Origin of the sequence: Domibacillus iocasae, assembly GCF_001750285.1 — a bacterium.
GTDB classification, from domain to species: Bacteria; Bacillota; Bacilli; order Bacillales; family Domibacillaceae; genus Domibacillus; species Domibacillus iocasae.
In genome coordinates this window covers 122,637-143,977 of sequence record NZ_MAMP01000006.1, presented here as the reverse complement: position 1 = coordinate 143,977, position 21,341 = coordinate 122,637, and the positions used below count along the sequence as shown (strand labels likewise).

At 45.6% G+C, this 21,341-nt stretch carries 22 protein-coding genes; all 22 read right to left on the bottom strand.

The window, feature by feature from the left end; all coding sequences use genetic code 11:
• Positions 1-13: 13 nt before the first annotated feature.
• The 22 genes from BA724_RS03520 to lgt all read right to left on the bottom strand — a co-directional run bounded on the left by BA724_RS03520 (position 14) and on the right by lgt (position 21,339).
• Positions 14-982, bottom strand: a complete 969-nt coding sequence (locus BA724_RS03520) for a gluconeogenesis factor YvcK family protein (RefSeq protein ID WP_069937300.1) — start codon at positions 980-982, stop codon at positions 14-16.
• Entirely contained in the window at positions 979-1,860 is an 882-nt protein-coding gene (gene rapZ / locus BA724_RS03515) for an RNase adapter RapZ (RefSeq protein ID WP_069937299.1), read from the bottom strand. The genes BA724_RS03520 and rapZ overlap by 4 nt, the downstream gene beginning before the upstream one ends.
• 22 nt (positions 1,861-1,882) lie before the next feature.
• Positions 1,883-2,341: an NUDIX hydrolase gene (locus BA724_RS03510; RefSeq protein ID WP_069937350.1), complete on the bottom strand. Its 459-nt coding sequence runs from the start codon at positions 2,339-2,341 to the stop codon at positions 1,883-1,885.
• Between the two features lie 334 nt (positions 2,342-2,675).
• Complete coding sequence (gene trxB / locus BA724_RS03505) at positions 2,676-3,626, bottom strand: thioredoxin-disulfide reductase (protein WP_069937349.1); 951 nt, start codon at positions 3,624-3,626, stop codon at positions 2,676-2,678.
• Between the two features lie 103 nt (positions 3,627-3,729).
• Positions 3,730-5,241, bottom strand: coding sequence for a tetratricopeptide repeat protein (locus BA724_RS03500; RefSeq protein ID WP_069937298.1), 1,512 nt, complete (start codon positions 5,239-5,241; stop codon positions 3,730-3,732).
• Positions 5,242-5,638: 397 nt separating this feature from the next.
• Positions 5,639-6,268, bottom strand: a complete 630-nt coding sequence (hisIE, locus tag BA724_RS03495) for a bifunctional phosphoribosyl-AMP cyclohydrolase/phosphoribosyl-ATP diphosphatase HisIE (RefSeq protein ID WP_069937297.1) — start codon at positions 6,266-6,268, stop codon at positions 5,639-5,641.
• Complete coding sequence (gene hisF, locus BA724_RS03490) at positions 6,265-7,023, bottom strand: imidazole glycerol phosphate synthase subunit HisF (protein ID WP_069937296.1); 759 nt, start codon at positions 7,021-7,023, stop codon at positions 6,265-6,267. The genes hisIE and hisF overlap by 4 nt, the downstream gene beginning before the upstream one ends.
• Positions 7,020-7,751 (bottom strand): 1-(5-phosphoribosyl)-5-[(5-phosphoribosylamino)methylideneamino]imidazole-4-carboxamide isomerase, encoded by a 732-nt coding sequence (gene hisA, locus BA724_RS03485; protein ID WP_069937295.1) that lies wholly within the window; start codon positions 7,749-7,751, stop codon positions 7,020-7,022. The genes hisF and hisA overlap by 4 nt, the downstream gene beginning before the upstream one ends.
• Positions 7,748-8,386 carry an imidazole glycerol phosphate synthase subunit HisH gene (gene hisH / locus BA724_RS03480; RefSeq protein ID WP_069937294.1) on the bottom strand — a complete coding sequence of 213 codons (639 nt, stop codon included), beginning with the start codon at positions 8,384-8,386 and terminating at the stop codon, positions 7,748-7,750. Before hisH ends, hisA begins: the two co-directional genes overlap by 4 nt.
• Positions 8,387-8,980 (bottom strand): imidazoleglycerol-phosphate dehydratase HisB, encoded by a 594-nt coding sequence (gene hisB / locus BA724_RS03475; RefSeq protein WP_069937293.1) that lies wholly within the window; start codon positions 8,978-8,980, stop codon positions 8,387-8,389. It abuts the gene before it with no gap.
• Between the two features lie 18 nt (positions 8,981-8,998).
• Positions 8,999-10,264, bottom strand: a complete 1,266-nt coding sequence (gene hisD / locus BA724_RS03470) for a histidinol dehydrogenase (RefSeq protein ID WP_069937348.1) — start codon at positions 10,262-10,264, stop codon at positions 8,999-9,001.
• Between the two features lie 6 nt (positions 10,265-10,270).
• On the bottom strand, positions 10,271-10,909 hold the full coding sequence (gene hisG, locus BA724_RS03465; RefSeq protein WP_069937292.1) for an ATP phosphoribosyltransferase: 639 nt from the start codon (positions 10,907-10,909) through the stop codon (positions 10,271-10,273).
• Positions 10,910-12,091 carry an ATP phosphoribosyltransferase regulatory subunit gene (locus BA724_RS03460; protein WP_069937291.1) on the bottom strand — a complete coding sequence of 394 codons (1,182 nt, stop codon included), beginning with the start codon at positions 12,089-12,091 and terminating at the stop codon, positions 10,910-10,912.
• Positions 12,092-12,339: 248 nt separating this feature from the next.
• The gene (locus BA724_RS18430) at positions 12,340-12,507 is read right to left on the bottom strand and encodes a hypothetical protein (protein WP_169818482.1); all 168 of its coding nucleotides are present in this window, start codon (positions 12,505-12,507) and stop codon (positions 12,340-12,342) included.
• 102 nt (positions 12,508-12,609) lie between these two features.
• A complete protein-coding gene (locus BA724_RS03455) occupies positions 12,610-14,253 on the bottom strand; it encodes an SLC13 family permease (RefSeq protein ID WP_069937290.1) in 1,644 nt (547 codons plus the stop codon).
• A gap of 123 nt (positions 14,254-14,376) precedes the next feature.
• A complete protein-coding gene (locus tag BA724_RS03450; protein ID WP_069937289.1) occupies positions 14,377-15,084 on the bottom strand; it encodes a response regulator in 708 nt (235 codons plus the stop codon).
• Between the two features lie 5 nt (positions 15,085-15,089).
• The gene (gene dcuS / locus BA724_RS03445) at positions 15,090-16,667 is read right to left on the bottom strand and encodes a DcuS/MalK family sensor histidine kinase (RefSeq protein ID WP_069937347.1); all 1,578 of its coding nucleotides are present in this window, start codon (positions 16,665-16,667) and stop codon (positions 15,090-15,092) included.
• Positions 16,668-16,826: 159 nt separating this feature from the next.
• The gene (locus tag BA724_RS03440) at positions 16,827-18,260 is read right to left on the bottom strand and encodes a carbon starvation CstA family protein (RefSeq protein ID WP_069937288.1); all 1,434 of its coding nucleotides are present in this window, start codon (positions 18,258-18,260) and stop codon (positions 16,827-16,829) included.
• A 160-nt stretch (positions 18,261-18,420) separates the two neighbouring features.
• Positions 18,421-18,915: an acyltransferase gene (locus BA724_RS03435; RefSeq protein WP_069937287.1), complete on the bottom strand. Its 495-nt coding sequence runs from the start codon at positions 18,913-18,915 to the stop codon at positions 18,421-18,423.
• The gene (ppaX, locus tag BA724_RS03430; protein WP_069937286.1) at positions 18,912-19,568 is read right to left on the bottom strand and encodes a pyrophosphatase PpaX; all 657 of its coding nucleotides are present in this window, start codon (positions 19,566-19,568) and stop codon (positions 18,912-18,914) included. The genes BA724_RS03435 and ppaX overlap by 4 nt, the downstream gene beginning before the upstream one ends.
• Complete coding sequence (locus BA724_RS03425; RefSeq protein WP_069937285.1) at positions 19,565-20,506, bottom strand: nucleoside recognition domain-containing protein; 942 nt, start codon at positions 20,504-20,506, stop codon at positions 19,565-19,567. Before BA724_RS03425 ends, ppaX begins: the two co-directional genes overlap by 4 nt.
• Positions 20,506-21,339 carry a prolipoprotein diacylglyceryl transferase gene (gene lgt, locus BA724_RS03420; RefSeq protein ID WP_069937284.1) on the bottom strand — a complete coding sequence of 278 codons (834 nt, stop codon included), beginning with the start codon at positions 21,337-21,339 and terminating at the stop codon, positions 20,506-20,508. Before lgt ends, BA724_RS03425 begins: the two co-directional genes overlap by 1 nt.
• Positions 21,340-21,341 lie beyond the last annotated feature (2 nt).

Here is a 21,341-nt window from a genome sequence, read left to right as displayed (position 1 = left end):
TCATGATGTCCGCTTACCGTTTCGGGATGAGACGCACTAGTATTTCAGCTACTTTAGCGGTATCATGGCGGATCGTTGAATTTTCGAATGTGAGAATGTCATCGAAAATGGCATCTACCCCGAGCTCTTTCAGCTTATCCACATCATAAATAACCGGTTTCGCCATTTCTTCTTTGTACAATTCCTGTATATCAGCTGGAACAGGTTCCTTGTTTACTAATATTGTATCCATAAATGAGCACTTCATATGGTCATATATCGCCCGTACATGATCCGCTGCTGTAAAATCAAGCGTTTCCCCTGCCTGAGTCATTAAATTGCAAATATAGACCTTCTTTGCATTAGCTATCGTGACTTCTTTTCCAATTCCAGGGACGAGCAAATTCGGCAAAATACTCGTATACAAGCTGCCGGGACCGAGAATAATCATATCTGCTTCCCGAATCGAGCGAATCGTCTCTGGAAGCGGTTCAATTTCCTCTGGTGTTAAAAACACACGGCGAATCTTTTTTCCTGAATAAGGAATTTTCGACTCTCCAGAAACAACAGATCCATCCTCCATTTCAGCATGAAGGACAACGCTCTGATTTGCAGCTGGCAGCACTTTTCCCCGGACATTCAGTACCCGGCTCATTTCTTGAATCGCATGCCCAAAATCGCCGGTAATGGAGGATAGCGCTGCAATCATTAAATTGCCGAGCGCATGACCGGATAATTCATTATTCGTTGAAAAGCGATGCTGAAACAAGGACTCAACAAGCGGTTCTACGTCTGAAAGCGCAGCGAGTACATTGCGAATATCACCGGGCGGCGGGATATTCAATTCAGTACGAAGCCTTCCGGAACTGCCTCCATCATCCGCGACCGTGACAATGGCGGTGAGGTCAATTGGATGGCGTTTCAATCCGCGAAGCAGCACCGAAAGCCCGGTTCCGCCGCCAATAATGACAACTTTTGGCTGCTGTGATTGTAGCGGTGTCATGCCTTGGCTGCCTTTCGTTTATCAATATCACGGTGCGTCACGCGTGTCTTGTAATCATCTTTAAAGTAGTTCGCCAAATACTCGGATAAGGCGACAGAACGATGCTGGCCGCCCGTACAGCCAATCGCAATGACGAGCTGTGATTTACCTTCCATTTTGTAATGAGGCATCATAAATGTCAGTAAATCTGTTACTTTTTCTAAAAACTTTTGCGTATCGTTCCATTTCATTACATACTCGGAAACATCTGAATCAAGTCCCGTCCGTGGACGCATATGCTCGATATAATGAGGATTTGGCAAAAACCGGACATCAAACACAAGGTCTGCATCAATAGGCAGCCCATGCTTAAAACCAAATGACATCACGTTCACTGTAAACGAAGCCTGCTTATTTGGTGAAAATTCGCGCATAATATTTTCACGCAAATCTTTTGGCTTCATTTTTGACGTATTTAAAATCATATTGGCGCGTCCACGTAAATCATTTAAAAGTTCACGCTCCTGATGAATGCCGTCAAGCGGACGGTCATCGCGCGACAACGGATGCGTGCGCCGTGTTTCTTTATACCGGCGTACAAGAACTTCATCCTCCGCATCTAAAAAAAGGACACGGGGAGCCGTGTTAAGCGTTTCGGCCGCTTCATCCAGCGCTGTTTGCAAATGATCAAAAAATTCACGGCCGCGCATATCCATCACTATCGCTACTTTTTTCAATTTTTGACCAGAATCTTTCATGAGTGCCAAAAACGGCTGTAGCAGTGTCGGCGGCAAATTATCCATACAATAAAAGCCAAGATCTTCTAAGCTCTGAACAGCTACCGTTTTACCAGCTCCGGACATACCTGTGATAATCACAAGCTGCACATCATTCGCCATGATCATTCCCCCTTATCTCCATTCAGCTTGGGTCGAGTCGATATGAAATTAATTCAAATTCAGGTGTGTAGGTAAACGCCCCGTAGAGCAACCCTGTTCCATGCACCATATATTCAAGCAGATGACGGTCGCCTTCCGCCATCGGAAGTTCTTTTAATTCTTCAATCGGCTTCCAGTACAAATCGCCTTCCCGCGTTTCAGACAACGGACTGCCGTCTGCCTGATCAGCAAAAAAGGTAAACATCATCCATTCATCCATTACTTTTTCGCCGTCTTTAATAATAAATGTAAAAATGCCTTTTACGTTCGGATTTCGCAAGTACAGGCCTGTTTCTTCCCGATATTCCCGAATCACCGCATCCCGCACTGATTCACCCGGCTCCATTTTCCCGCCCGGTGCTACCCACCAGTTGCGGCGTGGCTTTTGCATTAAAAGCACCTGTCCATCCTTCATTAACACACAATTTGTGACACGCTGCACAATAACACCCCCGTCAAGCTGCCAACAGATATTTCCTTTATTATAAAGGTACAATGAAATATTCGCAACGCTGCCGGGTGTTTTTTTAGGAACAAAGGCTAAAACCGCGACGTCCTGTCGCAGCACCTTCATGACTTACACCGAAGAAGGATCAAAGACTAAGAACGCCACATCGTGTGGCAATGTCTTTGTATCCCACATCCTGTGGGCCTCAAAAAAAGCGCCCGGTGGTTAACACCGGACGCTTGTAAAAAAGCTGCAGGGGGCAGTTTGATTACACTCATACTATACCACCTGCATATTTCAAAATGATGACGAGAACGTAAAAAGTTGATTACGCTTTAACACCAAGTTCTTCTTTTAATTCCTCAATAAAATGCTGTGCCGCTTGAGCCGCAATGCTTCCATCGCCCGTTGCTGTGACGATTTGGCGAAGCATTTTTTCACGAACGTCACCGGCCGCATAAATACCCGGTATTTTCGTTTCCATTTTTTCATTCGTGACGATGTAGCCTTCGTCGTTTGTGATGCCAAGCTCTAAGAACGGTTTTGTTAACGGCACCATGCCAATATAAATAAATACACCATCAGCTGGGAATTCGCGCTCTTCGCCGTTTTCCGTTGAAATAAGAGTTACACTGCCAACTTTCCCGTCTTTATCTTTAATTTCTTTTACTGTATGACTCCAAATAAAGTCGACTTTTTCGTTTGCAAATGCACGGTCCTGCAAAATCTTTTGTGCACGAAGCTCATCACGGCGATGAACGATCGTTACTTTTTTCGCAAAACGAGTTAAATAAACGCCTTCTTCAACAGCAGAATCTCCACCGCCAACGACAACAAGATCTTTTTCCTTAAAGAATGCGCCATCACAAACTGCACAATACGATACACCGCGTCCGCCAAGTTCGTTTTCACCCGGTACGCCGATTTTTTTATACTGCGCACCTGTTGTGATAATAATCGCACGTGCTTTGTATTGCTTAGAGCCAGCGTTAATCGTTTTGTATTCCTTGCCGTCTGTAATCGATTTAATATCTCCATATGCATATTCTGCACCGAATTTTTTTGAATGGTCGAACATTTTTGTTGAAAGCTCAGGGCCTAAAATATGGTCATAGCCCGGATAATTTTCTACTTCTTCTGTGTTCGCCATCTGTCCACCTGGCACACCACGTTCAATCATTAAAGTTGAAAGGTTCGCCCGTGATGTATACACAGCCGCCGTCATGCCTGCGGGTCCGGCGCCGATAATGATCACATCATAAATTTTTTCTTCAGCCATCATAGTTAATTCTCCTTTACCGTCAAAATCAATACCCTTAATCGTATTTTAAAGTTAATACTTTTATCGTACTGAATTTCATTCATTCCGTCTATTATTCTGCTCAAAGAAGGTGCTCGCGAATAAATTTTGCATATTTTTGCACCGTCGAAACAGATACGTTATATTTTTCCCCGGCTTCTGTTTGACTAAACGGTTCATTGCGAAGTTTTCGCCATACATATTCTACCGCTGCCGCAAGACCCGCCGGCTTTGATAAATTGACTTTCTGGTATTGGAGCTCAAGGAAAATAGAGAACCACATAAGAAACAGTCCCGCTTCCTGCTGGCCAAGCGGACGAAAATGATGATACAAAACGAGCGCCGTTTCATGTGCAAGTCTTGTGTTCATTTCCACCAAAAGCGAGTTGTCCACCGGCATGCCAAGAATATCTGCCATATAAATTTTTTCATGCGGCTGCAATTGGTCAATGTCGCAAAAACCGGGATGGGTCATTACTTCTTTATGGTCACTGGCAAGTGATAGCAAAAAAATCCCAAATAACCGTTCTTCATCGCGCTCTCCATTTAAATAGCCGACGATGGCTTCTGAATTTCGCTCAATTTCGCTTTCGTCTTTTCCGGAACTCCACGGCTCGAGCCCTTCTTTTTCAGGGTTGTCACGGAGCACTTTTTTCCATGCGGATCGTGCTGTTTGCGGCCGCCCTGTGTAATGTGCCGCGTACGACAGCCAGTAATAAAAGCCTGCTTCTCCCTCAAACCCGCTTTTCTGCAGCTTTTTCAGCCAGTGGTACGCCTCTTCGTAACGTCCGATTAACGCAAAAGTCGCGCCAACTTTAAATTGCTGATCTGGAATAAGCGGCTGGATTTTTGCTAATTGATCCGCTAAATAAGCAAGCGGCTCCTGCTTTTTTTCATAAAAATAAAAGACAATTTTGTTGCAGATCGCATGCAGATTGCCAGGATTGCGTTCCAGCACATCTTCAAGTACGCCATGTGCTTTTTCCGACTGTCCGAGATAAAAATACGCCAGTGCCAAATTATTGTAAGCAGCCCAAAAATCAGGGTATTTTTTCACCGTTTCTTCCAAATGTATGACTGCTTTTGCAAAATTACCGCTTTCGAGCAAATAACGCGACTCTTCCTGCATTTCCATCATGTCGTCCTGTTCCGATAAATCCTCAAATGCTTCTTCACTGTCAAGTGTAATTAAATCAAGCAAGTCTTCCGCATCTTCCTTATATTCGCCCTGCTCGTCCAAATCCAAATACATTTGTGCATGGCGGAATGCTTCTTTAAACGACCCGATATGCGCATAATTATTTGCAAGAAAATAATGACACTCCGTCATATGCGGATCGAGCTCATCAAGCACAAAATGAAGCAATCCGTTCGACTGTTCATAATGCCCAAGCTCTGTTTCCACGATCGCCAGTTGACAGGCGATAATCGGTTCCAGCGGCTCTAAGTCCATTGCACGCGAAAAATACTTTTTCGCTTTTAAAAGCTCTCTTTTTTCGAGTGCCTTCATTCCTTTTATATAATAAAACTCTCCTGTCGGAAAAAACGAGACAACATTCTCTTTTTGTTTCCGGCGCATTGAGTCATTCCTCATGAAAATCCTCCGTACGTTCTATATGATTAACTTATGTAGTATAGCATACGTATTCAGAGAAAAATAGTTAGAAAAGCGCAAGGCGCAAGTCTTTCAGCGCTAAACAGAGGACAATTACTGGCGGAGGCGCTTTTTGCCTCGAGAAGAGCTTGGCTGGATAAATGGAACAAAAGCTAAGAACGTGGCATCGTGCCACAACGCTTTTGTGACCTACATCCTGCAGGCCCAAGAACGGGGCATCGTGCCACAACGCTTTTGTGACCTACATCCTGTAGGCCCAAGAACGCGGCATCGTGCCGCAACGCTTTTGTGACTCACATCCTGTGAGCCCTCAAGCTGATGGCGTCTGAAGCTAGACATAGCAAAAAGCCGGTCCACCGCTGGACCGGCTTTTCCTTTATTCTTTTCCTTTGCCTTCGTGGCGGCGTGCAAGAACAGACAGCACATCATCAAGCGCCAATTCTTGTTCACGCAATAATACAAGCAGATGATACAATAGATCGGCTGCTTCCCACTGCAATTCTTCTTTGTCGCGGTTTTTCGCGGCAATAATCACTTCTGCCGCTTCTTCACCGACTTTTTTCAAAATCTTATCGACGCCTTTTTCAAATAAGTACGTCGTATAAGCGCCTTCCGGACGGTTTTGCTCGCGATCGGCAATGACTTGCTCAAGCTGCTGCAAAATTGAGTACGGAAGTGACGCATTGTCTTCTCCGTAAAACGGTTCATCAAAGCAGCTTTTCGTACCACGGTGGCAGGCCGGGCCCGCTGGCTCTACTTTAACGACAATCGCATCTTTATCGCAGTCAAACTGCATCGAGGTCACTTTTTGTGTGTTTCCGCTTGTTGCGCCTTTATGCCAAAGCTCTTGACGGGACCGGCTGTAAAACCACGTTTCGCCTGTTTCCATCGTTTTTTGGAGAGAGTCCTTGTTCATATAAGCAAGCGTCAATACTTCATACGTTGTTGCATCCTGTACAATCGCAGGGACAAGCCCTTTTTCATCAAACTTCACTTCGTCAATCATCTGACGTTCACCTCTGCATTTCGCAAAAATTGTTTTACCTCTCCAACGCCGGTTTCTTTATAGTGAAAAATAGAAGCTGCCAGCGCCGCATCGGCTTTCGCTTCTGTAAACACATCCAAAAAATGTTCGGCACCCCCGGCTCCGCCTGAAGCAATGATCGGGACCGAAACCGCTTCGCCGACCGCCTTCGTCAGCGCGATATCAAACCCTTGTTTACTGCCGTCTTCATCCATGCTCGTCAGCAAAATTTCACCGGCACCACGTTCGACCGCTTCTTTCGCCCAATCAATGACTGTGCGGTCTGTTGGCGTGCGTCCACCATGTGTATAAACGCGCCACGTGCCGATCGAATCATCATATTTCGCATCAATCGCAATGACGATACACTGCGAGCCGAAAAATGCGGCTCCTTCATTAATCAAATCCGGATTGTTTACAGCCGCTGTATTCAATGATACTTTATCTGCGCCCGCACGTAAAATGCGTTTCATATCATCGAGCGCATTAATGCCTCCGCCGACCGTAAAAGGAATCGCAAGCTCTGATGCAACAGCCTGCACCACATCAACCATCGTTTTCCGTCCTTCCACCGAAGCGGAAATGTCAAGGAACACGAGCTCGTCCGCACCTTGCTCGTCATAAACACGCGCAAGCTCCACTGGATCTCCTGCGTCACGAAGCTCAACAAATTGAATTCCTTTAACGACACGTCCTTCTTTTACATCGAGACACGGGATAATGCGTTTCGTCATCATTCGGCCGCCACCTCCAGCGCTTCTTTTACAGTGAAACGGCCAGTGTAAATGGATTTCCCGCAGATGGCACCTGATAACCCATCATTTTTCCATTTTGCAAGATCACGCAAATCTTCTAACGAGCTAACGCCTCCTGATGCAATCACATTCTTGCCAGTTGCACGTGCCAGTTGGGCTGTTGCTTCTGTATTTGGACCCGACAGCATGCCATCATTTGCGATATCCGTAAAAATAAACGTCTCTGCTCCCGCTTCCGCAAATTCTTTTGCAAGATCCACTGCTTTCACAGATGACGTCTCGAGCCAGCCATGTGTCGCCACATACCCATCTTTGGCATCAAGTCCGATGGCGATTTTATCTCCATATGTACGAAGCCAATCTTTCACAAGTTCTGGTTCTTTCACAGCAAGGCTGCCGATAATGACACGATCCACACCATTGTCCAAATAATGCTTGACGTCTTCTTCTGACCGGATACCGCCGCCGATTTGTACTTTTGCATTCAGCTTTTGAGCTGCTTCAATGACAAATGTGTCATTTACGCGCTGGCCATCTTTGGCGCCATCAAGATCCACCATATGAATCCATTCTGCACCTTGTTCGACAAATGATTTCGCCATATCAAACGGCGAGTCGCCGTATACTGTTTCCTGATCATAATCGCCCTGCACAAGGCGGACACATTTGCCGCCACGCATATCGATTGCCGGATAAATGGTAAAGCTCATAACATGTCCTCCGATCGTTCCATTGCTTTTGCAAAATTTGTTAACAGCTGCATGCCGGTTGCACTGCTTTTCTCCGGGTGAAACTGCATGCCCGATACATTGCCCTGTCCAACAACTGCCGGCACATGTACGCCATATTCCGCACTGGCCAGAAGAGCCTGCTCCCCTACTCCGTCTGCATAATAGGAATGGACAAAATAAACATAGCCATCTTCAATGCCTTCCAGCACAGGTGCCTCTTGATGGAAATGAAGCTTGTTCCAGCCCATATGCGGTACTTTCAGCCGTCCACCGTCTGCATCGCGGTCCGGAATGCGGATGATCCGTCCCTTTAATAAACCGAGGCCTTGAAACTGGCCGTTTTCTTCGCTTTCTTCAAATAAAAGCTGCATGCCAAGGCAAATGCCTAGGAGCGGGCGGCCGCTGTCAACATATTGATGTATAAACTGGTCGAGTTCTTTTTCACGAAGACGCGCCATTGCATCTTTAAACGCACCGACACCCGGTAAAATAACACCTTTTGTGTTGTTTAATTCCTCTGGTGATTCACTGATGATATATGGGATGCCAATCCGTTCGAGCGCTTTAGATACGCTGAACAAATTGCCCATGCCGTAATCGATAATGCCGATCATTTATAACATCCCTTTCGTTGACGGTACACCTTTCACGCGCGGGTCAATCGTGACCGCTTCATCAATCGCGCGGGCCATTGCTTTAAATACCGCTTCAATCATATGATGTGTATTTGTTCCGTAATGAATAATAACATGCAAGTTCATGCGGGCTTCAAGTGCGAATTTCCATAAGAATTCATGCACAAGTTCCGTATCAAATGTGCCGACTTTTTGAGAGGGGAATTCCGCTCCGCGAATTTCAAAATGAGGGCGGTTGCTTAAGTCCACTACAACCTGAGCCAGTGTATCATCCATCGGGACAAAAAAATTGCCATAACGCTTAATGCCTTTTTTATCGCCGAGTGCTTCTTTCAATGCCATGCCAAGCACGATACCAATGTCTTCTGTTGTATGGTGGTCATCTACCTCGACATCACCGTCTGCTTTTACTGTTAAGTCAAAGTGGCCGTGGCGCGTAAACAAATCCAGCATATGGTCCATAAATGGCACACCTGTCTGGATATTAGATTTCCCTTCACCATCTACTTCAAATGCGAGATCAATTTTTGTTTCGCCTGTGTAGCGCTGCAGTTCTGCATTCCGATTTCCCATTGTTCAGCCTTCTTTCTTTTATTCGTTGCGCGCTTCGATTGCGCGGGCATGTGCTTCTAATCCTTCAAGTCTTGCAAACGCAGCAATTTTCGCTCCGTGCTTATCGAAGGCTTCTTTGCTGTACATGATAATACTTGATTTTTTCATGAAGTCGTCCACATTGAGCGGGCTTGAAAAACGAGCCGTCCCATTTGTCGGCAGTACGTGATTCGGTCCGGCAAAATAATCACCCACCGGCTCTGATGAATACCGTCCAACAAAAATGGCGCCCGCATGTTTAATATCCTTTACATATTCAAGCGCATTTTCTGTTAGTATTTCCAAGTGTTCAGGCGCGATGTCATTAATCGTCCGCACTGCTTCTTTCATCGTTGCTGCGATATAAATCGCTCCGTGCTGTGCGATCGATGGACGCGCAATATCCGCGCGTGGCAATGTAGACAGCTGCTGTTCGATTTCAAGTGCCACTTCTTTTGCGAGCGGCTCTGACGTTGTGACAAGAACTGCGGATGCGCGCGTATCATGTTCTGCCTGCGACAGCATATCGGCCGCGACCTCTTTTGCAGAGGCAGTTTCATCCGCCAGCACTGCGATTTCACTTGGTCCGGCAATCATATCAATGTCGACATCACCAAACACTTCCCGTTTAGCAAGCGCGACAAAAATATTGCCCGGCCCGGTAATTTTGTCGACCGCTTTAATCGATTCAGTTCCGTACGCAAGAGCCGCAACCGCCTGCGCCCCGCCGACTTTAAAAATGTCTTTCACACCGGCAATATCAGCGGCAACAAGAACACCTGCCGGAAGACGGCCATCTTTCCCTGGCGGCGACACCATGACGATCCGTCCCACACCGGCTGTTTTTGCCGGCATGACATTCATTAACACAGAGGAAGGATAAGCAGCTGTCCCACCAGGCACATAGACTCCAGCCGAATCAAGAGGCGTCAGTTTTTGTCCGAAAATTGAACCGTCCGCGTTTGTATATAGCCACGTTTCCCGTTTTTGCTTTGCGTGGAAGTCAGCAATGTTGTCTGCAGCTTCACGAATAATTTTAATCATTTGGTCATCAAGCGCTGCGTAAGCTTCGTTTATCTCATCCTGTGTGACTTTTAAGCTATACAATTTCGCTCCGTCAAACTTTTCCGTATACGCGAAAAGTGCCTGGTCACCGTTATTGCGAACATCTTGAATAATGTCACGTACGATGCTCTGCTGCTCTTCCGTACCCGCATCAACAGAACGTTTGATTGAAAGTCCCGCTGTCACTTTTTCGATTTTGATCATCGATTATTGCACCGCCTTTTCTTCAATCGTATCCGTTAAACGGCTGACGAGTGTCGAAATCTCCTTGTTTTTCATCCGGTAGCTGACTGGATTCACAATTAAACGGGAAGTAATGCCAACGATTGTTTCGTATTCAACGAGCCCATTTTCCCGAAGCGTCTGGCCGGTTGAGACAATATCAACAATCCGGTCTGATAAGCCGATTAATGGCGCTAGTTCAATCGATCCGTTTAATTTGATAATTTCCACCTGCTCGCCTTTTTCCCGGAAATAAGCGGATGCGACTGTTGGATACTTTGTGGCGATTTTCGGCGCCACTTCATTTAATGACGTATCCGGGATTCCTGCAACAGCGAGGTAGCATGGGCTGATTTTTAAATCAAGCAGTTCATAAACATCACGCTCTTCTTCAAGAAGCACGTCTTTGCCCGCAATGCCGATATCTGCCACACCATGCTCTACATATGTGGCGACATCCATCGGTTTTGCCAGGAAAAAGCGCATATTTTCTTCCGGCACTTCAATAATCAGTTTGCGGGATTCATCTAATTCCGGCGGCAATTGATATCCTGCTTCCTGCATTAAAGCAGCCGCTTCTTCAAAAATTCGTCCTTTTGGCATTGCAATGGTTAACATCGACATTTATGCGTTCCCTCCTGTTGATTTCCCGACAAAAAACGTTACGCTTTTGCACGTTTCGGTGAATTTATCGACATCTTTTACGCCCGCCACGTCTTGAAGCAAAACATATTCTCCTGCTGCACGGCGTTTTTGCGCTTCCTGTATGGCTTCAATGCGCCGCTCATTGCTGAACAATACACAATGAACACCCGCTTCTTCTTCTAATTGTTCCAGTGCTTCCAGTAAAAAGTCCACACGCAGACCAAATCCAGTTGCGCCAGCCGGGTAGCCGAACTTTTGGAGTAAGTCGTCATAACGCCCTCCGTTTCCGACAGGTGCCCCGACACCATCTGCATACACTTCAAAGACAAGTCCCGTATAGTAGCTCATATGGCTGACAAGCGGCAGATCAAATGTGACGTATTGATCCACACCGTATTCCTGTAAGCGGCTGAACACTGATTTTAATTCATCAAGCGCTTCAATACCGGCACTTCCTTCGACCAACTTTACTGCTTCATCGAGGCACTCTATGCCGCCTGACAAGCTTAAAAATTGAAGAAGGCGCTGTTTGTCGATTGACGACAGCGGCAAGCTTTTTACATGCTCACGGTAGCCGACATAATTCTTTTCATATAAAAACCGGCGCAGCTGCTCGGACCGTTCTTCCGTTCCAAGAATTTGACGAAACAGCTCATCGGTAAATCGAATATGGCCAAGAGAGAGCTGGAAGTTTTCAAGCCCCGCCTGCTTCATGACGGATACAAGCAACGCAATCACTTCCGCATCCGCGCTCATCGTATTATCGCCAATCATTTCAACACCAATTTGTTCAAATTCAGCGGCCCGTCCGCCTTCACGCTGCTGAGCGCGATACACGCTTGCTGAATACGCAAGGCGCAACGGGACACGCTCCTTCAATAATTTCGCTGCGGCTACACGGGCAATTGGCGCTGTCATGTCCGGGCGCAGCACGAGTGTATTTCCCTGCTGATCCAGAAGCTTAAACAGCTGGCGGTCTAAAATCGCCGAGGCATCTCCAACTGTTTCATAATATTCAAGCGCCGGTGTTTCAATAAAACGGTATCCCCAGCTTCTCATGGCACTTTCCGCCGCTTCTTTTAACTTTCGTTTCGTTTCATAAATGTGCGGCAATGTATCCCGCATTCCAACTGGCTTTTCAAACATTAACAGCTTTGACATCTTTTCATCACCCGATCACATGTATTTTACTTTAGTTCGCTAATGTACTAAAGGTATATTAGTTGTAGTTTAACGGTTCTGACAATTCACGTCAAGTACTAAAGGATCAAAGACTAAGAACGCGGCGTCGTGCCGCCACGCCTTTATGACGCGCATCCTGCGGACCCAAGCGGAAGGCGGTCGCCCAGGCCCGGCAGGCGTAAGACGGACCAGTGAAGTGGCGCTCTTTGCCACACAGCTGTGACCGCTTATGACCGAGGGCCTGACCGCCTGGAGCTGGACATTAAAAAACCGGACAAGCCCAGTTCAGCCACTTGATGATGACGAGGCCACCATAAAACGAGCCGTTTATCGACCCACTTTCCAGATGTTCGGCGCAGTACCTCTGTATTTTGCTCCAGCATGGTCATATTCATTGTGGTTTCTCCCATTTTTCATTTCTTTCTTATACGAATGGACATGAAAATAGTTCCACAAAAAGACCGTCTCCTTTTAAATGAAGACGGTCTTTGTAAAGCTTATTTAAAGTCAGCCGGGAACATGGAAATATCAACACCAAAGATAAGCGGCATAATTAAGTACATGGCACCGACAATCATTACAATCGCAAACATATTAATCCAAAAGCCCGCTTTCACCATTTCCGGAATGGTAATTTTGCCAGTGGCGAAAATAATTGCGTTTGGCGGCGTGCCGACCGGAAGCATAAAGGCGCAATTAGCTGCCATTGCAGCCGGCATCATAAGAATAAACGGATGCACATTTAATGCAAGTGCAAGTGCAGCCAGCACAGGCATAATCATCGTTGCCGTCGCTGTATTTGACGTAATTTCTGTTAAGAACAAAATGAACGCCGTCACACAAACAACCACAAGGAATATAGACAAGCCATCAAGAACCGTTAATTGATTCCCGATCCATTCGGCAAGACCCGTTTCGCCAAAACCAGCGGCAATCGCAAGGCCGCCTCCGAATAAAAGGAGGACACCCCAAGGCAGATCACGTGATACTGACCAATCCAGTAATGCCCCGCCTTTATTTTTGGACGGAAGAATAAATAATAATACGGCTGCTATAATCGCAATCATCGCATCGCTGATACCTGGAATAATGTCAACCCAAAGGAATGTGCGGGTAATCCACATAAAGGCAGCGAAGAGAAAAACGCCAAGTACTAACGCTTCTTCTGAACTCATTTTGCCAAGTTTTTTCTTCTCAGAGCGAATCAATTCCATGCCGCCTGGAAGTTCTTTGAATTTAATCGGAAACGCAATATTCACAAGGTACAGCCACGAAACGATCAATAAAATCAACACGACAGGAGCCGCTAAGAACATCCAATCCGCAAAAGAAACCGTGACTCCGTACAGGCTGTTGATAGCCGCAGCCATAATAATATTAGGCGGTGTGCCGATTAACGTGCCAAGCCCGCCGATTGTTCCAGCAAATCCGATACCGAAAATAATCGTCTTTTCAAAGCTACTAATATCAATCGATTTATCCCCTGATTTTTTCACAATTTGTGCCGCCTGATATGTGATAGCGGTTCCAATTGGAATCATCATCATAACGGCTGCCGTATTGGATACCCACATGGATAGAAAGCCTGTTGCAATCATAAAACCGAGAACAATTTTCTTTGAGCCTGTCCCCATTAACGCAACGATGTTCATTGCGATTCGTTTGTGAAGATCCCACTTTTCCATTGCTATCGCGATCATAAAACCGCCAAGGAACAAAAAGATAATTGGGTCGCCATAAGCGGCAGTAACAGTATCACCGTCAAGCGCACCGGTAATCGGCAACAAAATAATCGGCAACAGCGATGTTACTGGAATTGGAATCGCTTCTGTAATCCACCAGACAGCAACCCAAACCGTTACAGCCAGTACAGCTTTTGCTTCGGGATTTAACCCCTCCGCCGAAAAAAAGAATAAAATAGCGAAAAATAAAAGCGGACCAAGCAAAAAACCGACCCATTGTGACGGCTTCATATAGCGGTTTCCTGGATCATTTGGCCCTTTTGTGTCTGGCGTGGCACTTTCATTCATTCGGACCGTTTTTGAATCCGCTTTCTTTGGTAAAGCAAAAAACAAAAGCTGTTTTATTTTATCATGTGCGTTCCAGCACTCATTCCATACATTTGCGGCAAGTTGCTGCATTCAAATTCCTCCCCTTTTATTGTCACAATTTGTTCGTAACTGAATTCTAATCGATCAGCGACCAAAAAAGAGATTAAAAAAGAAAAGAAAGAGTTTTGTAAATAAAAAAAGCAAACGCTTTCATTATATATACAGAAAGATGCGGTCTTTTTCCGATTTATGAACCCGATAACGAGACTGAGGACGTCCAACCGCTCCATATAATACATCGGACATCAATAATCCTGCTTCCTGCAAGAAAGATAAATACTTCCGGACGGATACACGTGATACCCCTGATGCAAATGCAATGTCTTCTGCTGAAAAATCTGACTGACCCGTTTCGTTAATCGCATTCCAGACGATGGACAACGTCTCTTTCGTCAGTCCTTTCGGTAATTCGCAAGGCGGAGCGGTTTGTTCTGTTTGAAACAGCAATGCGTCAATATCACTTTGTTTTATATCGGTTGACTCACTGAAAAAATGCCGCCGCTGCGCATAAGCCAGCAGCGCCTGTTGAAAGCGTTCAAATTGAAACGGCTTAATTAAATAATCCACCGCCCCAAGCTGCATCGCTTTTTGGACGCTGCCCATATCATTGGCGGCACTGATCATAATGATGTCCGCCGGAGATCCGGCAGCCCGCAGCTTTTCAAGCACTTTCAGCCCGGTCATTCCCGGCATATAAATATCAAGCAAAATTAAATCCGGTTTTTCAGCCAGCGCTCTATTCAGCACTTCTTCTGGCAGGCTTGCTATGCCAATCGCTTCAAAACCGGCTACTGAATCAACATAACAGCGATTTAATTCCGCTACCATTGGATCATCTTCTGCAATTAAAATACGAAGCATTCTTTTCATTCCTTTCTATCAAACGGTATATTCACTTCGACAATCGTTCCTTTTTGTTTTTTAGAAAGCACATAAATGGTCCCATTCAGCAAATCAACACTTTCCTTGACGAGAAACAATCCATATCCTCGGCTGTCACCTTTTTCTGATCGTCCTTTTTCAAAAATACCGTCTGTCGATTCCATCCCTTTGCCATGGTCTTTTACTTCGATCGTCATAAGATCTGAACCGGATTCAATCAAAACTGTTACCGGCCGGCCTTTTTGCTCTGTCGCATCCAATGCATTATCAATAAGGTTTCCTAGTATTGTGATTAACTCATGAGCAATACGGCTGCTTCGTTGTTCCGGCAAAAACGATTCTTCTGCTAAGATGACTTCTTTTCCCTGTTCGGCCGCAAAACTCATTTTCGCCAGCAAAAAACCTGCCACAACAGGATCAGCAATCCGCTTCGATAAATAACCGATGTTATCTTGGTAGCGAATATTAATTTCTTGTATATAAATGGGCAGTGCATCGTATTGGTTCATATGCAACATGCCTAAAATAACGTGCAGCCGGTTCATAAATTCATGCGTCTGCGCCCGCAGCGCTTCCGCATACATTTCCGTCCCACTCAGCCGCTCCGCTAATTTTTTCATTTCTGTGCGGTCCCGAATCGTTGTTACGGCTCCAATAATTTTATCCTCTACGATTAATGGCGAGCTGTTTATAAAAAAATATGTACCATTAATCTCCAGCTCTTCATCGATTAGCCGTTCAGCTCGTTCCAGCACTTTGTCAAGCGGAATATGCGGCATGAGATCCCCTGCTTCTTTCCCCTCGAACGGACCCGTTAAGCCTGTTTTTCGCAAAAGCGCTGCCGCAGCTTCGTTAAGCAGCTTGATGGATCCAGCCCGGTCTACCGCGAGAATTCCTTCATGCGTTGATGCAAGCATGACGCTTCGTTCTTCAAGAAGGCGGGCAATTTCGACTGGTTCAAGACCAAACATCACCTTACGGACGCGCTGTCCTAAAAATAATGCTCCCATAAGTCCGATTGTTAGGCCCGCAGCTAAACCGGCATAAATGATGCGCCGGCTATCCACAACGGCTTCTTGAATTTTTTCAAGCGTAATCCCAACCGCAACAGCGCCGATCTGCTCTCCCTGTTCAGAAAAAACAGGCGTAAAATATCGAACAGACAGCCCGAGTGAGCCTTCGGCAGTAGACAAATGTTCTTCACCGTCAAGAACAGGTCCTTCATCCCCGCCTTGAAAAGGCTGACCGATTAAATCTAGGTTCGGATGTGATTTTCGAATGCCGTTTTCATCGAATACGGTAATGTAATCGGCCCCAATCTGCTTTCTCGTTTTTTCCGCAAATGACTGGACCGCCGCTTCGTCACCACCGCTCAAACCGTTTCGCACGATTACGGAAGCCGCCATCAGCCTGGAAGTCATACGGACTGTTTCGGTTATTTCTGCCCGTTTAGATTCCGCTACATTATTGGCAATGAGCCAATTTGTAATCCCAAGCGCGGACGTAACCACTGCAATGACAAGCAAAACAATCAGCGCCTGCAGCGTTATTTTTCGAATCATGCTTTCGTCTCCCCTCGCTTCTTTAAGCGTGGCAGATTTTTTGTCTGCCGGCAAGAAAAATAATGAAAAGCAGTTGACTATTTTTAATGGCAGCACCATTGTGCTGGTACATGAAAAAAGTGAACAAAGGCGCCCCGCAGTTGCGGAGCGCCTTTGTTTTTACGAAGCTGAAGCAGATACATCCGATTCCATTCGTTTAAAACGGAAAATTTGTCTTACGTATAAAGCAATCACAATCGCAGCAAGTGTGAGGCCAATCGCCATCGATGTGCCATACGCCATGCCAAATCCTTCAGGAGCGTAAAAAATGTACGTACACACAACACCTGTCATAAACATCGCAGGGACACCGGCAATCCAGTGATTTTTTCCTTCTTTTAACAAGTACGAAACCGCTGTCCAAAGCATAACCGTCGCAACGACTTGATTTGACCAGCCGACGTACCGCCATAAAAACGAATAATCAATAGTCGATAAGTAAAATGTCGGAATGCTGACAACAATCGTCATAATCAGCACCATCCCTTTCCGGTCCATATTGACGAGACCAGAAAGCCAGTCTGACAAAATCATCCGCGATGAGCGAAGCGCCGTGTCGCCTGTCGTAATTGGCAAGATGATGACACCGAGAATCGCCAGGATGCCGCCAAACGTACCTAGAAGCGAAACGGAAATTTCATTGACGACACCGGCCGGACCGCCTGCCGCCAATGCTTCTTGAAGACCGGCTGTTCCGCCGAAGAAAGTCATCCCGGCGGCTGCCCATATCAATGCAATGACGCCTTCTCCAATCATTGCTCCATAAAACACTTTTCGGCCCTCAGATTCTTTTTTTAGTGTCCGAGAAACAATCGGGCTTTGTGTGCTATGAAATCCAGAAATGGCCCCGCATGAGATGGTTACCATAATGAGCGGCCAAACTGGCAGCTCACCTGGATGAAGATTTGCAAGCGTCAGTTCCGGAATTGGCTTGCCGCCAAATAAAAGAGCCACACCAATCGATACTGCCATGACGACCAAAATAACACCGAAAATCGGATAAATTTTTCCGATAATTTGATTAACCGGCAGCACAGCGGCCAATAAAAAGTAGGTAAAAACAAGAATAAGAGCAGCCGTAAAGCTAAGCGGTGTTAATTGTGTTAAAAGCTGCGCGGGTCCTGCTGTAAAAGCAGCCGCTACTAAAATCATTAAAATAAGTGAGATGACATTCACTGCTGATTTTACTGTATTGCCTAAGTATTTTGCGACAAGTGCCGGAAACTGAGCACCTCCATGCCGCAATGACAGCATTCCTGAAAAATAATCATGTACTGCACCCGCAAAAATGCAGCCGGCCACGATCCAAATAAACGCCACCGGTCCGTAAAGCGCACCCGCTACAGCGCCAAAAATTGGGCCAAGCCCCGCAATATTTAAAAGCTGAATAAACCAGCCTTTCCACCATGGCATTGGTACATAATCCAATCCGTCTGTTTTCTCATAAGCCGGCGTCACCTGTGCATCATTGATGACAAATACGCGCTCGACAAATTTTGCATAAAAGAGATAACCGCAAACGAGCAAAATGATAGCTGATAAAAATGTAATCACGTTTAAAACCCCCTGATGTAAACGTTAAGTGTTTTATCATTTTATATTCCGAAAAATTAAAATACAACCTTTTTTTAAAAAAATCTGTCTATTTGTCACATTTTCTTTATTAACAGCGTTATTTTTACATTATTCTGCAATAACAACAAAAAAACCTGCTTCAGCTTCTTGCTGAAACAGGTTTAATAATCATCGGATTTCCACCGGCAAACGTTCCAGGCGGCACATCTTTATTTACAAGCGTCATCGCGGAAACAACGGCTCCGTCGCCAATTTCAATACCAGGCAAAATTGTGCAATTGGCGCCGATCATGACGTTATCGCCAATGACAACCGGTCCAATCCGGTATTCACTTGTTAAATATTCATGCGCCAAAATGGTTGTATTGTAACCGATAATGGTGTTCCGTCCGACCGATATTTGCTCCGGAAACATAATGTCCGGCACCACTTTGTAAGCAAAAGCGGTCCCTTCCCCAATTTTCATATGAAGCAGGCTCCGGTACAATAGATTTTTCAAACGAGCAAATGGCACAAACCGGCCGAGTTCAATGACTGCCGTGTTTTTGAACGTTTTCCAGAACGAAACGGTTTTGTATATATGAAAAAGCGGATTGGCTCCGTCTTTTAATGTATACCGTTCCGTCCGTCTCATTTCTGGGTTGCCCCGACTTGTAAAATATCGAGTAAATCCGCCATTGATTGGAGTATGTAATCTGGATTATACGTGTTTAAAAAGTCGCTTCCTTTTAAAGACCAGGCGACACCGGCTGTTTTCACGCCGGCATTTTGTCCGCCCTCAATATCATGGTAGTTGTCACCAATCATGATGGCTTCATCAGCTGAAGAACCAAGAGCAGCAAGCGCTTTTTCTACCGGTTCGGGATGCGGTTTTGCATGTTCCACATCATCGAGTCCGACAATCACATCAAAAAACGGATCAAGATGTGTCAGCTTTAATCCTTTCATGATCGTTTCACGTATTTTCGTCGATACGATCGCCATTTTAAACCCATTTTCGTGAAGTGTACGAATTGTTTCATACACTCCTTGAAATTCAGTGACGAGCGAATCATGCTTCTCATGATTAAAGGCGCGGTAATGAGCAACCATTTCCATCGTGCGCTCTTTATCAATCGCTTCAAACGTATCAATGAGCGGCGGTCCCATAAACGGATACACATCTTCACGCTCATACTGCCCTGGGAAATAATGATTCAATGTATGGAGAAATGATTCCACAATCAATTCGTTTGTGTTAATTAACGTACCATCTAAATCAAATAATAAGGTCGTAATGTTTTTCATATATGTGCAGCTTCCTTTCTTCTTGTCCGTTCAGACCGGTCCCATAGACGCGCTACCGCGATCGTTAAAATGACGGCGGTCGCGATTCGAATGAGAAAAAGCGGCCAAACAGGAATTCCAAGTGGAATAAAAATAAGCGTATCTTCAATAACAGCATGACAGGCGACAAGAAAAATAAACGCGAGCGTCACGTCACGCTGACTGACACCATCTTCTTCCACTGCCTGAATCATCACAGCAGATCCCATCGCCAGACCGATAAGCAGCCCGGATGCCAACGTCATCGATGTATTTTCTTTCATGCCAAGAAAACGTGTGACTGGTGCCACTGCTCTTGAAAACGCATCAAGCCATTTCAAATCTTTCGCAATTTGAATCATCACCATTAGCGGAATAACAATCAACGCCAGCTGCAAAACGCCAAAAATCGCTTTTTGCAAACCAAGCAGCACAATTGCTTCCCATGTTTCCGGCTGTGCAGCCACTTCAGGAACCATGCCATATTGAGCGATGTCGCCGCCTCCCTGCCAGACTAGGTTAATAACGATCCCAGCTGTCAGCGCTAGACCAATCCGCACAGCTAAAATAATCCACATTTTCACGCCGACTTTCATCGCGACCGTTGATTCAACAAATAGGTTATGCGAAAATGACAGCATCATTGCTAGAATAAACACTTCTTTCACCGTCAATTCCAGCGACAAAATCGCGCCGATCGCTGCATATAAATTCAGGGCATTTCCAATGACCAATGGAATGGCCGCGTCACCTGATAAGCCGAAAAGACCCATGACCGGACTGATCAAACTGATCACCCAAGGCAGTACAGGTGTAAATTGCAAAATGGTCACAATCAGTGTGATCGGAAAAATAACCTTTCCGAGCTTCCATGTTGTATCCAAACCTGTCTGCAGCCCTTTTAAAACTGTCTGCTTCATTACGCGGCCTTCCCTTCATTGGTCTGATCCGCATAACGTGGCAGCGTATATTTCACGCGGCGGTATATAAGAATAGCAGCCGCTATGACGATAAGCGACAGTGACAACACTTGCGCAACCCGTAAAAAGTCACCCGGCAGCATTAGGCTGTCTGTACGCATGCCTTCGATAAAAAAGCGACCGATTGAATACCAGATCACATACGACAAAAATAGTTCGCCGCGTTTCGGATTCACTTTGCGAAGCACGAGCAGCAGCACAAACCCAATAATATTCCAGACGGATTCATATAAAAATGTCGGATGATAATACGCGCCGTCAATATACATTTGATTGACAATAAAGTCCGGGAGATGCAAGTTTTGAAGGAAAGAAAGGGGCACTTCTCCACCGTGCGCTTCCTGGTTTATAAAGTTTCCCCAGCGGCCGATAGCCTGGCCTAAAATAATGGATGGCGCCGCAATGTCTGCCAGCTTCCAAAATGAAATATTCCGTTTCCTTGAAAAAACAATCGCGGTGATAACGGAACCGATCAATGCACCATGGATGGCAATGCCGCCGTTCCAAATTTGAATAATTGCGCCTGGATGTTGAGAATAGTAATCCCACTCAAACAGTACGTAATACGTTCGTGCTGAAATTAACGCAATCGGAATCGCCCATATAAGCAAATCAGAAAATGTTTCCTGCGGCAGACCAAGTCTGTCTCCTTCTTTTGAGGCCAAATAAAAACCGAGCGCGATCCCAATCCCGATAATAATGCCATACCAGTGAACTTGAAAATTGCCAAGTTCAAAGGCGATCGGATTTAACGGATAATCCAACTTCTTCACTC

Excerpts from the sequence above, each read along its gene's own strand:
- BA724_RS03520 (WP_069937300.1), bottom strand. The coding sequence starts at position 982 with ATGACACCGCTACAATCACAGCAGCCAAAAGTTGTCATTATTGGCGGC.
- rapZ (WP_069937299.1), bottom strand. The coding sequence starts at position 1,860 with ATGGCGAATGATGTGCAGCTTGTGATTATCACAGGTATGTCCGGAGCT.
- trxB (WP_069937349.1), bottom strand. The coding sequence starts at position 3,626 with ATGGCTGAAGAAAAAATTTATGATGTGATCATTATCGGCGCCGGACCC.
- BA724_RS03500 (WP_069937298.1), bottom strand. The coding sequence starts at position 5,241 with ATGAGGAATGACTCAATGCGCCGGAAACAAAAAGAGAATGTTGTCTCG.
- hisIE (WP_069937297.1), bottom strand. The coding sequence starts at position 6,268 with ATGATTGACGAAGTGAAGTTTGATGAAAAAGGGCTTGTCCCTGCGATT.
- hisF (WP_069937296.1), bottom strand. The coding sequence starts at position 7,023 with ATGATGACGAAACGCATTATCCCGTGTCTCGATGTAAAAGAAGGACGT.
- hisA (WP_069937295.1), bottom strand. The coding sequence starts at position 7,751 with ATGAGCTTTACCATTTATCCGGCAATCGATATGCGTGGCGGCAAATGT.
- hisH (WP_069937294.1), bottom strand. The coding sequence starts at position 8,386 with ATGATCGGCATTATCGATTACGGCATGGGCAATTTGTTCAGCGTATCT.
- hisB (WP_069937293.1), bottom strand. The coding sequence starts at position 8,980 with ATGGGAAATCGGAATGCAGAACTGCAGCGCTACACAGGCGAAACAAAA.
- hisG (WP_069937292.1), bottom strand. The coding sequence starts at position 10,909 with ATGTCGATGTTAACCATTGCAATGCCAAAAGGACGAATTTTTGAAGAA.
- BA724_RS03460 (WP_069937291.1), bottom strand. The coding sequence starts at position 12,091 with ATGTCAAAGCTGTTAATGTTTGAAAAGCCAGTTGGAATGCGGGATACA.
- BA724_RS18430 (WP_169818482.1), bottom strand. The coding sequence starts at position 12,507 with ATGAATATGACCATGCTGGAGCAAAATACAGAGGTACTGCGCCGAACA.
- BA724_RS03455 (WP_069937290.1), bottom strand. The coding sequence starts at position 14,253 with ATGCAGCAACTTGCCGCAAATGTATGGAATGAGTGCTGGAACGCACAT.
- BA724_RS03450 (WP_069937289.1), bottom strand. The coding sequence starts at position 15,084 with ATGCTTCGTATTTTAATTGCAGAAGATGATCCAATGGTAGCGGAATTA.
- dcuS (WP_069937347.1), bottom strand. The coding sequence starts at position 16,667 with ATGATTCGAAAAATAACGCTGCAGGCGCTGATTGTTTTGCTTGTCATT.
- BA724_RS03435 (WP_069937287.1), bottom strand. The coding sequence starts at position 18,915 with ATGAGACGGACGGAACGGTATACATTAAAAGACGGAGCCAATCCGCTT.
- ppaX (WP_069937286.1), bottom strand. The coding sequence starts at position 19,568 with ATGAAAAACATTACGACCTTATTATTTGATTTAGATGGTACGTTAATT.
- BA724_RS03425 (WP_069937285.1), bottom strand. The coding sequence starts at position 20,506 with ATGAAGCAGACAGTTTTAAAAGGGCTGCAGACAGGTTTGGATACAACA.